At 49.9% G+C, this 12,253-nt stretch carries 7 protein-coding genes and 3 pseudogenes; 5 read left to right on the top strand and 5 right to left on the bottom strand.

What is annotated here, in order from left to right:
* Positions 1 to 120 precede the first annotated feature (120 nt).
* The 5 genes and pseudogenes from GCN74_RS11100 to GCN74_RS11075 form a co-directional block, all read right to left on the bottom strand.
* Positions 121 to 1,003: pseudogene (locus GCN74_RS11100) on the bottom strand (IS3 family transposase); the annotation flags it as partial.
* Between the two features lie 136 nt (positions 1,004 to 1,139).
* A pseudogene (locus tag GCN74_RS29720) lies at positions 1,140 to 1,718 on the bottom strand (AAA family ATPase); the annotation flags it as partial.
* Between the two features lie 555 nt (positions 1,719 to 2,273).
* Entirely contained in the window at positions 2,274 to 2,987 is a 714-nt protein-coding gene (locus GCN74_RS11090) for a hypothetical protein (protein ID WP_152256733.1), read from the bottom strand.
* A 47-nt stretch (positions 2,988 to 3,034) separates the two neighbouring features.
* Complete coding sequence (locus GCN74_RS11085; protein WP_152256732.1) at positions 3,035 to 3,535, bottom strand: hypothetical protein; 501 nt, start codon at positions 3,533 to 3,535, stop codon at positions 3,035 to 3,037.
* A gap of 397 nt (positions 3,536 to 3,932) precedes the next feature.
* Positions 3,933 to 4,664 (bottom strand): annotated as a pseudogene (locus GCN74_RS11075) (LysR substrate-binding domain-containing protein); the annotation flags it as partial.
* A gap of 336 nt (positions 4,665 to 5,000) precedes the next feature.
* Between GCN74_RS11075 and GCN74_RS11070 the strand changes: the two are divergent.
* From GCN74_RS11070 to GCN74_RS11050, 5 genes are read left to right on the top strand one after another with little or no spacing between them, the layout of a single operon-like run.
* Entirely contained in the window at positions 5,001 to 6,041 is a 1,041-nt protein-coding gene (locus GCN74_RS11070; protein ID WP_152256729.1) for a DNA adenine methylase, read from the top strand.
* On the top strand, positions 5,983 to 6,915 hold the full coding sequence (locus GCN74_RS11065; RefSeq protein ID WP_152256728.1) for an HAD-IIB family hydrolase: 933 nt from the start codon (positions 5,983 to 5,985) through the stop codon (positions 6,913 to 6,915). The genes GCN74_RS11070 and GCN74_RS11065 overlap by 59 nt, the downstream gene beginning before the upstream one ends.
* Before the next feature lie 2 nt (positions 6,916 to 6,917).
* On the top strand, positions 6,918 to 9,494 hold the full coding sequence (locus GCN74_RS11060) for a diguanylate cyclase (RefSeq protein ID WP_152256727.1): 2,577 nt from the start codon (positions 6,918 to 6,920) through the stop codon (positions 9,492 to 9,494).
* Complete coding sequence (locus GCN74_RS11055; RefSeq protein ID WP_193317041.1) at positions 9,478 to 10,257, top strand: class I SAM-dependent DNA methyltransferase; 780 nt, start codon at positions 9,478 to 9,480, stop codon at positions 10,255 to 10,257. The genes GCN74_RS11060 and GCN74_RS11055 overlap by 17 nt, the downstream gene beginning before the upstream one ends.
* A gap of 3 nt (positions 10,258 to 10,260) precedes the next feature.
* Positions 10,261 to 12,075, top strand: a complete 1,815-nt coding sequence (locus GCN74_RS11050) for a DNA adenine methylase (protein WP_152256725.1) — start codon at positions 10,261 to 10,263, stop codon at positions 12,073 to 12,075.
* Positions 12,076 to 12,253: the final 178 nt, after the last annotated feature.

Genomic DNA, 12,253 nt, shown 5'->3' with positions numbered 1-12,253 from the left:
CCGTTGCTAATGCGCTGAATTCCAGACCCCGGAAAACGCTTGGTTGGAAGTCGCCGGCAGAAGTACTGGACGAATATCTACAATTTGTTCAACAATCTAGTGTTGCGAGGACCGGTTGAATCCGCCCTGGCTACCTTGATCCGAATGAAACAGCAGCCCCTGCGGTCGACCTCGCTGCTCGTAAGCCATTTCCAGCGCTTGCACAACAAGGTCGGCGTCGGGTCGTAGCGAGAATGCCCAGCCCACTGCTCGGCGAGCGAACAGATCCAACACCACAGCCAGGTAATACCATCGCCCCTGCGCCCAAATATATGTGATATCGCCGCACCAGGCCCGATTTGGCGCTTCCACCGTGAACTCTCGGTTGAGGTGATTCGGAATGTCGATCCGCTCCACTGTGGCCTGCTTATAGGCGTGCCTGCCGGTTGTTTGCAGACCAGCCCTAACTCTTCCATCAAACGACTAACTTTGAAGCGGCCAATTGCCGCGCCTTCCTCGCGCATCATGCTCATGATGCTGCGGCTTCCCGCCGAACTGCGACTCTCGACGAACAGCTCGTGCACGCGGCTACGCAATGCCATGCGCTCAACATCAATGTGCCGGGCGCGCTCCCGATGCGCATACAGGCATGACCGCGCTACGTCGAACACCGCGCAGATCAACTCGATTGATTCGTCACCACAAATCTGATCGATTACCTCGTACGTTCTATCCCTTCCGACATCAAGAGCGCGGTAGCCTTTTTTAAAATGGACTTCTCCCGCTCGAGACGCTCAATACGTGCTTCGAGTTCCTGTATTCGCTGCTGATCTGGCGTCATTGCCTTGCTTTGCGGCGTGATGCCTTGCCGCTCCAACTGCAGCTGCTGCACCCAGCGGCGCAGCACCGATTCGCCGATGCCAACCGACCGGCTTGCCTCCACGTGGCTGTATCCTTGATCCAGCACCAAGCATGCTGCCTGCTGTTTGAACTCGGGGGAAAACGTACGTCTTTGCTTGCTCATCAAACACCTCTCCATGGCGAGCATTCTCGCCTAAATTGGTGTCCGGGTACATTAAACCACTACAGAAGTCCTCGGCATTTAGTGCGAGGATATCCATTACCTTACGGATGAAAGCTTGCTGGAGTTGTGCGTGAAGATGTGCTTCTGGTTCCTCAATGAACAGCAGATGAATCGGTGGACGGTTATCTTCGATCGCCAGCCATTGCGCGTGAAGATCCAGTAGTTCAACCACCATGAAAATAAGGTTTTTGAAGCCGAGGCCATTGTATCGATCAGGTAGAGTCGGTGGGTTAGTCCCCCCGTCATTAGCCCCTAGTGCATAGTGCACGACCGCGCCATCGCGTCCACTCATGAGTTGAGCAGGATCGAGAGCTGAACGTATCATCATGCGTGGGTTTGAAAGTCCCGGATAGCCAAGCTTCGACAGGCTCTTTAGCGTCGGTTCAAAGACTCGCTCAAGATGTTCGTTGAGCGAAACTTCTGATGCTGCAAGTGCTCGCAGTGCTTCTAGGTCTTCACCTTTTTTCTCAAGATTTCTTCCGTAAAAGCGACTAAGCACTCGGGAAAGATCTTCAGCGCGCGCGCCACCGGGAGCATCCGACAGATGACGTTGCGCATTCAAGAAATCGATTCGGAGAAGGCCATTTAAGATTTCCCGACCGCTCCGGTCTCGCCCTTGCAATGGAGTCGGTGCATATCCCGCGTCCGCTATCATGCTCGCGCTAAATCGAGCGGGATCGAGTACAAAATGACGCATCTCGTACTCGTCGTGGAGTCGATCTCGCAGGTATTCACGTAAGTTGCGTGGCGTTGGATCGAAGGAGGGCTCTCCATCTCCCCCTTTTGTGACAGCTGCGAGTGTCCTTTGCCGCACTTCTGCATAGCGCGCTCGCGTAGCAGTCGGATCGATCGGTGCATATGCAACGCGCATCCCCACCAAAGTCCCCTCCCAAGCAAGACTTGGCAAAAGATCGATGACCCTATGGACATCATTTGGACCAATTTCAAACCAGAGATCGACTTCCATTGTTGGTAAGGACGCTCCATTCGCGCCTTCACCAAAGGCGTTGATAACAGGCCAAAGATCGACACTGAAATCGTGAATGCTGAAGCGACCACTACCAGTAAACAGCTGGAGTGCATTTCCTACAGACGTTTTACCGCTGTTATTCGCACCGACGAAAATCGAGATGTCGGATGCAAGGTCGATCGTCTCGCAACCGCCTGAAATTACGTATAGCAAGTTTCTTCAGATGCATCTTCACCCCTATTAGGTATCATTGGCAGTGTCACTTGCAGGTGGTGCCACCTCAATAAGCACAGCATAGTGGCCCGTGGCATTTTTGTTTTTGGATGGAATTATTTTAGTTGCGCGGCATACACGACGAACCCGGTATTTACTTCCATTTGGTGTTTTTCTATTGCGAGGCGTAATAGAAGATCCGTCGGTGTTCGTGAAGTCATGCGGTCGTTCGTTGATCGACGCATAAATTAGAAAGGTGCGGACTGACGGATTCATGGCTCTGCGCTCGGCCAAGTAGTCTATATCTTGCCATACAAGATCTTTTCGTGATCTACTATGCTTAATCTCAATCACTGCTTCAATATTCCCGATAGCATAGGAGTTTGTGCGGTCAGCACGAACCACTTTAGAAATTACAAGGTCCGCTCTTTCACGAGAGCTTTGTGCTACTCCTGCATTACGAAATTCCGGAATGTGTCGGTAAAATACCTCTGCTTCGAGGTGGCGAGCTGTTATCCGATGTGTAAAGACTTGCCGCATCAATTCCCAGGCTATAGCGCCTTCGCTAATGTTTGCAGCGAGGCCAAGCGAATGCTGTGATCCCAGCCAATAGGCAAGACCTTGAAGCGACGGAGCCGCCCAGTCTGGTATAGCAACGATCTTTCCCATACCACCCGCATATAATGTTCGATAGAGAAGAAAGCCAAAGGCAAATACCGCTTGCTTTTTGGCTATCCACAAATGAGCTCTGGATACAACTTACCTGGCGATCCGCTTAAGCTTGATGACTACTTTTTCTTTGTAGTCTTTAGTGGTACCTTTTTTGCGACCTGTTTGCCGGTTTTTTCCGAGATCTTTTTCACACCGTGGAGGCCGGTATCCATGCGACGTGTTCTGCAGTTTGAAGTATAACCGGCTAAAGAAATATAACCATTTTCGGTGGTGATTTCGTACTTCGATCCGGCTTTAATGGCGAACCACGTACCTGCCTCAATTAAATATTTCTTGTTCAGAAGTAAGCTACCTTTTACAATAAGGCGAAAGATATTCTCGTCGTGAGCGTGAGGCGTGACAACAGTTCCTTCGGGTACTGTCACAAGATAGAACATGTTGTGTTGGAATAGCGGATACATTATTGGATCTTTAGTTATTCGATCATCGTCTCCATCGACAAGTAACTCTCTATTTGTGATGCTTGTGGATAGCATTACTCCGTCGCTACCAAATTTTGCACCTAGCCGTTCTAGGCGGTCAATATAGGTAGACAGTCTCTCTTGAATTTGTTTCATGCAGTTGCCTCTTTAAGGTGGCTGATGGAAAACTAATAGAGAATCTACATGAAGTAGACATCTTGACTTATAACTAATTGGTCATGGTAACTATATATTGTTTCTTCATTGTAAAATACACACTTTGTAACGTAATGTCTATTAGTAATGATCGGCCAGCTGGTGATAGCACGCCGCCAGCGGTATGGTTTGCCCACTCACCGGATCGCAAGGGCATTTACCCGCAAAGCCACCTGGCCCAGTTCAAAGGTAAGCGTGACGCCAGCACCGTCATTTGCTTGTCCGCCGCCTGTTCTCATAGGAAAGTGGCCGCCCGTTTTTTTACCAAAGCGTCAGCCGGTTCTCCAAGGCTACCAGGCCGTCCTCACCATATCGTCAACTCTCGCGTAAGCGCGGCCTATGGGGCAACGGCTCCTTTACCAGCCATTTCCTTCAGCGCGTTAATGACCAATCGCACGGCCAGCGATGACTGCTTCCGTGTCGTGAAATAAGCATGGTGGCCTGTGAAAGTAGGAAACCAGTCCTTTAAAACCCACTGCAATTGGCCGGCCATTACGGCTGGCGACGCAAGCGCCATCGGGACGTAGGCTAAGCCACAGCCGGCCAATGCCGCGTCCAGCATTTGATAGGCATTGTTGAACACCAACTGCCCTCCGACCTTGACGTCGAGTCGCTTGCGTCCCTTGCGTAACTCCCACGGCATGAGCGTGTCCTTGGTCGGCAGGCGGAGGTTGATGCAATTGTGCATAGTCAGTTCCTGCGGTGCCATCGGGAAGCCCCTGCCTTGTAAGTATTCGGGAGATGCAACGATGGCCATCGTCTCATCTGGTGCGACGCGTACGGCGACCATATCTTTTTCGACTTGGTCGCCGAGGCGGATGCCGATGTCATATCGACGCTCGACGATGTTGGAGAGCCCGTAGTCGTTGATGAACTCGCCCCGAAGTTCTGGATGCCGCCTTAACAAGGACTGAAGCTTAGGCCAGACGTACTGATTCGCTGCGTAGTCCGTGGCCGTGATACGAACAGTTCCGACAGGTCGTTCTCTCAGTTCAACAATGGCGGCGAGATCCGTGCCTATCTCTTCGAGTTTTGGTGCCACTGAATCGAGCAAGCGCTGCCCCGCCTCAAGACTGCGCTGGCTCCACGCTTACCACTCCTAGATGGATGGCATTGCATTTTTATATCTATCGCAATGCATTTTACTGGGCGTTGTAGTGCGTTTATAAGATAATCACATACAATTTTTCATCTTTTTTCGGCGAAACTGCGTCAAAAGTCGAAATTTTGGCGATGTACATTTTTAACCATGAGCGATGCGGCGAAGATACATTGGCATAGGAAAAATTTACCTGCCATGCTGCTACAGAGGCCGTTATATTTTTGATAAGCCGGCTCCGGTACTACAACGGCCACGTGGTTCTCAAAAAGTACTACACAGCTATAGATAGCAAGAAAGCAATCAATGTTTCGATATATTGGGTCTAAGTCCTCAACCAGTGCAAATATCTCTTCCCTGATCAGCGATATGATCGGCGTGGGCACTGTCGCTGACGCCTTTGGTGGGCTCGGGACAATTGGTGCAGAGCTACGCAAACATGGACATCGTGTGACGACGTGCGACGTCCTCAATTTTCCTCACTCGTTTCAGATCGCCAGGATTGAAGGAAAAGCCAAGCTTCCCTTCCTCCAGCTCCGCGATCAGGCAGGCCTAAGCTCCATGCAAGAAATTCAAGACCAACTCAATACCACGAAGGCCCCCCGAAGCTGGATAGTTCAAGAATATTCCCAGCAACGAAAATTCTTCACGCACGACAATGCATTGGCAATAGCAGGTGCCTGGCATCAGATAAAAAGATGGCATGAGGCAGGAGCCTTAACCCGCCGAGAAACTGCATTGCTCATCACTTCGTTGCTCAATTCAATGGATTCTGTGGCTAATACAGCCGGGACTTACTATGCGCATCTAAAGACGTTCCACCGTAAAGCCCTGAAGCCATTCCGGTTTGAATGGTTTCCAGTGGTAGGGGGGAGATACGTTGGGAAAGCACTGCGCGGGGATGCGCTGAGTTGCCTCCAAGGAAAGAATTTTGACGTTCTGTATCTAGATCCACCCTATAATGAAAGGAATTATGCGAGCTACTATCACTTACCTGAGTCAATGTCGTTGCTGCAGCGCCCAAAAACCAATCCAGAGCGTGCCTCAGGCATGCCCGTTGGGGTTCGTCCGGGAGCATCGAGCATACGTGATGGAATGACTATGGGCTACCTCGAAAAACTCGCATCAAATATTGGCTGGAAATGGTTAATCGTGCATTATTGTGATGGAGCGTTGATTCCCTTAACAACCATGAGAGATAGTCTTCGTCATTTTGGCACCGTCCAAGAACTCACCCTTCCAGCCCTAGGCTACACCACTCATAAAATTGCTCGAACAATTAACCACCATGTCTTTGTCGTCTCAGCAGCTACCCGATCCTCTTCCAGATCACTTTGCCACGCTTGACGATCTTGAGCTTTTCAGTCGCGTTCAGCTTATCGCGTTCGATCTGGACGGCACGCTACTGAAGGCCCCGGATGAAGCGCCCGGTGATCGGATTAGGTTTTTGCAGGGGTCGGCTAAACGCTTCGGTGTTCGCATCACATTGGCGACCGGCCGTACGCTCAAGGGTGCACAACATACGCTTCAGGCGTTAGGAGACTTGGGGACAATGCCTATTATTCTCTACAACGGCAGTCTTGTCATCCAGCCAGGCCTCGGTAAAGTAGTAGCGCATCGACAAATCGACACCCAAGCTGCAAACGCGGTCTTACATGCGGCTCAGGCTGAAAACGCCGAAATATTCACTTACACAGTCAACGTCCCTGATATGCAACTTAGGGATGGTATCGAGTCATGGGAAACAGTCTGGTATTCAGGCAATGCGGAAATTCCTGCTCGGGAATACAACGGAATGCCCACTGTCAATTTGACTACAAACTCTTTAGAGGCGCCTGCAACCGCAATGCTCATTTTACTGCCGCCAACGGTAGATCCGGCGAGACTCAAGTCCTCGCTTCTGATGATCGATGGGATTTCGCTTACCTCCAGTGGAAGTCGTTATATCGAGGTTCGCCCTATAAGCTCTTCAAAAGCGGCAGCTATGGAGGATCTCTGTCGCAGTCTAAAACTTGATCAATCCGATGTTTTGGCCGTCGGAGATAACGATAACGACGCAGAACTCCTTAGGTGGGCTGGTATTGGTGTTTCGGTCGAAGGTGCCTCTCCCGCCGCTGTCGCCGCCAGCAACTATGCATCGCGTTTTGGTGCGGAGCGCGCAGCGATTGAAGTTCTCGATTTAGTTCGCCGCGCAAAACGACTACATAAAACCCGGAGTTAGGAATGACCCAACAAGACCAATTGACCGCGTGGCACAACGCGATTGACAAAGTAATCAAACGCGCAGGTGAAGAAATTTTCACGACCAAGGAAATTCAGCGACTCATCGAAGACCTGTGCGAGGTAGACAGTTCGCCACTTCAAGGGATCGACGCAACGATTAAGCAACGCGAGGTTGTGTACGTCCTGCCGAAGACTGGTATTTGTGAAGGTGCCGAACCACCGGTACATGAGGATCCCCTTTCGACCGAAGACGGTATCAGTGCCCGCTTGTCGATTCATGCATGGCCTAAAGATGGACGCGCGGTCGCGTCAAAACACTGGTATGACAAAGTTGTAGATTTTTTTCGAGCCACATGGCTTCCTGAAGTTCGTGAACGAAACCTTGGATTACTAGATTTGAAGTCTACGGCGGTACGCGTGCGATTGCCTCGCGCATTGACCCGGCTGTCTAAGCAGTATCCAGCGACTCCTGTCTACGCGGTTTATTTCGACTTAGACAAATTCAAGCAAATCAATACAGAACTTCATCACGAAGGCGGAGACATGGTACTCGCCTACGTGGGGGCGTGCGTTCAAAGAATCGCTGACAAAGCTCAAATTTTTGGCTTCCGTAATGGAGGTGATGAATTCTCACTGCTTGTAGCAGGAGCTCCGTTGCCGCAGTTACTCAATTTGCTGAACCAATTAAGTATAGCGATTGCTGAGAAGTCCTTCGGTATCCAGAATCTTACTGTAGGCATGACAGCTGGCATCGCGACGATAGCTGATCCGTATTCTTTGGACGATATCGATGACGCCATAAAACAAGCGGAAATCGTCACTAAAGATGAGACAGGCGATAAACGGCAACGCGGAAGCGTTTCGATTGCATCGAATAACTCGACACATGCAGCGAACCTGGACCCGGCTACCTACGCTAAACTCGGAACCGTTCTATCTCGTGCGTGTCAGAACAGTCCTGCCCCGTTTGCAAATGTGATTCTAAACATAATTAGTGACAAGGCAGCCTCGTGCGTTTCGGACTGCGTGATCGACAAAGACATCGCTGCCAAGATTGATCACTTTATTTCGTGGCTTAGCCTACGTACGGTTCCAACTTCGTACGAAGAAAATCTCTTTGGTGATGAGTGCATCACGTCTGAACTTTCAAATCTAGAGATCGCAATCGCCGTGCACCATGGCCTGGCACGCGTCGCCGCAGAATCATTGATTATCGGAGAGTTGTCGCAGCTTCCACACTTCTCCCTTCACTATCACGCGGAAGAGGCAGCGACCGCGATTTTGATGGATGACATTGTGATATGGGGTACGAGCTCTGACGCAGCCATAAAGTTCGACTTAGGAGTTCCTGTTGCCGTCAGTGGTGTGCCCTGCCAGGGAATTTCTGCGACCGTGGCATTTCAAGTTGGATTCCAGACTCGTATCTGCTCCCCTAGCGGCCGCCCGTTACCGCGATTTCTATTTAGTGAAGTAGTTGTTGTCGATGATCGTCCGAAGATTGGTGGCGGCCTTCCTGACTTTTGGCAAGCGGGCGTCGCAAACATTATTTCGGCGGTCGGTGCAAACTTGAGCTTCAATACGCTGTTGGTCATTGGCGACCCAGCGAATGCGCCGGAAACGACGAGCCGTATTAAAGGTGAAGTCTCATTGAACATTGATGAGCTCGCGGCCATCAGTGCGCTGAAGCATGAAATCGTTTCAAATTGTTTGGAGCGATTAGTACGGGCTGACACGATCAAATATGAAAATGACGCGCAGAATATTCTGGAACATCTCTACTCCTCTACATTAAAGCTGAATGTTTGGACTGCAGAGGAGAAAAGCGTAAAGCACGAAATAGCTCCCAAACTGAAACGGACCTTAGACGTGGGGTCTCTCGGTCTAGGCGCGCTAGATGGCGTGAAGTCAGAGACCGCTTCGCAAGCCTACCCCGCCATCATCGAAATCATGCGTACAAACGAAGGCGCAAACATGACCTACGATGACGCCTCTCAACCCTTACGCGAGATCGTTGGATTCAAACTGGTTCTCGATACGCCGACCCTTTATCCCATACCGGATTATTGGTCTGAGCAGGAGCCAGCCTTTAAGGAATACGCACAACATGTTCTGCTAAGTCGGAAGGGCGTCATTTCGTCCTACTTCCATGAAGACAATCAATACGACGCATTTATCAAACAACTCGTCGGATACTGCAGTCCAGAGAGTAGTGACAAATCAACTCGGCGGGCGATTCTCATTGTCAAAAACGTGGTGAAGAGCGATGAACTTCGGCCGCTGGGTTTAGTTAGCGTCTGGGCGGCGCCGCGTCACAACGCAGGCACGTGCAGCATTGAGTTTTCCTTCGTCTGGCGTACGGTTGAAGCTTTAGTCGGGTTACCGTACAGCTTGTATGGTTCTATCAAGTTGGTAGAACAAATTATTGAAGCGGTAAGAAGCAAACTGCAGTCGCAGCATGGGATATCGCAACGTATTACAGCGGGGCGGCTGACATACTTGGCGCTTAGCCTCCACATGCGCGTTGATGAGTTCCACAAGCGTATTGCAAAACGAATCGCGGATGCTGCAAGTGTCTAATTTTTGCCCGCGCTTCCTGATACTTCCAAGCGAAATGGTTTTGCCAAAGTCGCTTCTACACTATTTCCCCGCTCCTGCCGAAAGACTAGGTGCTGCTTCTATTTACCGATCCAAAGAGTCTTTTGATCGCGAAAACGAACAAATTGAAAGCGATTTGCACGGACAAGAATACGTCCGCATTTTTGAAAATTTCTGGCTGCCAAGTCGCACTTCAGATGACACTCGAAAAATGCTGGTGCGGTCTCTGTTCTCTGCTATCTCAAGCAATTATGATTCGATAGTTACGCCCGAACATAATTTTCATTGCTACGAGCATTTGTATGCACTTGCCAAAGAACTGCTCCATCGTACCCCGGATCGAGTACTAGACTTTGGCTGCGGCACTGGCCTCATTACCCAGACAAAAATCGGAAGTCAAGTATCCGTACTAAAAGGTTTCGATTTTTGCCCCAAAATGGCCGCACTCGCACGAGGAAAAGGGTTAGATGTAATTGAGGGTTCCATTCAGGCCATCGAAAAAGAGGCCTACGACTTAGTACTGGCCTCTTACGTTTTCCATTATGGACTCACTCATGATGATTGGACCATGCTTTTGTCGTGCGTCACAGCTCATGGTGCGGTACTAGGAAACTTTCACAAAGGGATTGGTCTTGAGTACGCAATTGCTACTCTTGCTTGTCTCAAGGAACACTGCACTTACCAAGTTACAGAATCTGACTTTGGCCCTGTCCTTGTAGCATTTGTCGCCCCCCAAGGGCATTAGTTTATGTTGAAACGTCTAAGCAATATGAGTATGCCCGAGCGGCATTTGTGCGAAATTTTTATTCGCTGGGGGGTGCTTGCAACCGTCGGATCAGATGATGATGCATGTGTAAGCAGCGAGCAATTCGAGACACTACAACGTCTCCAGGCGTCAGACTCGGGGTCCATGGATCCGCTTCAGCTTTTCCATTCTGATCATGAGTTCTTGCTATCTAAATTAACGGGCCTCTTGCTTACTAATGAGAGAAGACGTGATGCCGCAGGGTATGAGGTTCTTACTCAGCTGCTGCCTCGCATCCTCCAGAAAGTAGCTACTAACCAGCCGGCGACTTCATTAGGTCGAATTGCATTACCAGGCCAAGGAATGGATGTGCTTAGCCGGGACTCAGACGTCCTATGCGCAATTGAAACTCAAGTATCCCGCTTCTTACAATCGTCGCTACAACGTGATCGCACGAGTACTCTTGCACGATCGGCAAACTACATGGGCGCGAAGACTTTGCTATGCCCTGCAATCCTTGCGGTTGTGGAGTCCTACCATCCCCATGATGGAGTAATTCTTGATTTGATGTGTGGCTCAGGCGCAACTGCTGGCGCGTTTTCTCAACGATGGAAAGTCTACGCTGCGGATGCGCAATCTTTCTGCCGTCATTTGGCTTTAATTCAAGGCGGTGGGATGACCGCCGCCCGCGCTAAAGAAATAGTCACAGAGGTAGTCGAGCTCGCCAAACCAAATTTTTCGAGAATCTACGAAATAGTAGGAAAGGATATCGAGAAGGAAGAAAGATTTTTGATGTCGGAGCTGAGCGAAGCTGACAGACAAGAATTTATTTCTTGGGCCTCCAATTACCCGCGCGTAAATACTGAAAGGTTCAATCAAGACCACACTCTTATGAGGGAAATAGAACTGCGAAGAAACAATTCGCATACTCTTCCTCCGATGCTCTTCACAAGTTACTACGCAAATTTGTTCTTCGGAATCAGACAGTCCGCAGAAATTGATTGCCTTAGAACTGCCATCGATCAACTAGAAAGTACCGATGAACAGAAGTGGGCACTTGGTGCATTAATCTGTGCCGTCAGTACGTGCGCAGACAATTACGGTGGACACTTTGCGCAGCCTCGATTTGACTCATCCTCACCTGAAAAGCTGCACGGAAAAGTGACCCAAACCATTTCTCGTCGCACCATGTCCATTACTCAGGAGTTCTCCGCCAGACTAGTTAGTCTTGCCGCCGAAAGCGAACAGGTGGTGCACACAGTAGAACAACTCGATGGCCCTTGGCAGCACAGCCTCGAAGAGGCCAAGACTCTCTTGGAGGGACGCCAGGTCACCGTCTACTTAGACCCACCATACACCCGTGATGAATACAGTCGATACTATCACGTCTTAGAAACACTAGTGCGCTACGATTACCCAGTAGTCTCAGGAAAGGCCTCCATCCCCGTCAAAGGCAGTGATGGACGTTTTGCTTCAGAGTTCTTCACTCGAACCTCAACGTCTGTTGAGGATACCATTGCCAAAGTCATTTCATCTTGTTTAGAAAACCAATGGTCTTGCTTATGGAGCTATTCGAGTACTGGCGGAGCTAACATATCATCAGTTATCGAGCGATTAGGCGCCCTAGCTAAACATGTCGATATTTATAAGGCGAAATACTCTTATAAGCCTCAAGGAAAACGTAAGGCGAGTGAGCAGCAGCTATCTACGTCTTTAGTCCAAGGCGAGCTGCCGGGTTTTGACATTCCCGCGCCTGTAAAAACATCCGGCAATGCGCTAGCGCCCGTTGATGAATATATGATCATGATTCGTCCTTGAAGAAGGTTACCATTGTCATCAACACGTTCCCAGTGAAAGCACTTGCAATGTGCAATGTGAATATTAACATTTAGAAAACACTTTCGCGTACAGAGGAAACTCGTCCCGCTATATTGGCCGAAAGGATGGCGCAATGAGGAGGTGAACTGAACGGTGAACTACATAGACCTCTTATCAC

It is taken from the genome of Janthinobacterium sp. FT14W (genome assembly GCF_009208755.1).
GTDB lineage: Bacteria > Pseudomonadota > Gammaproteobacteria > Burkholderiales > Burkholderiaceae_D > Janthinobacterium > Janthinobacterium violaceinigrum.
The sequence above is the reverse complement of the archived record's forward strand: the minus strand, read 5'-3'. Positions and strand labels throughout refer to the sequence as shown.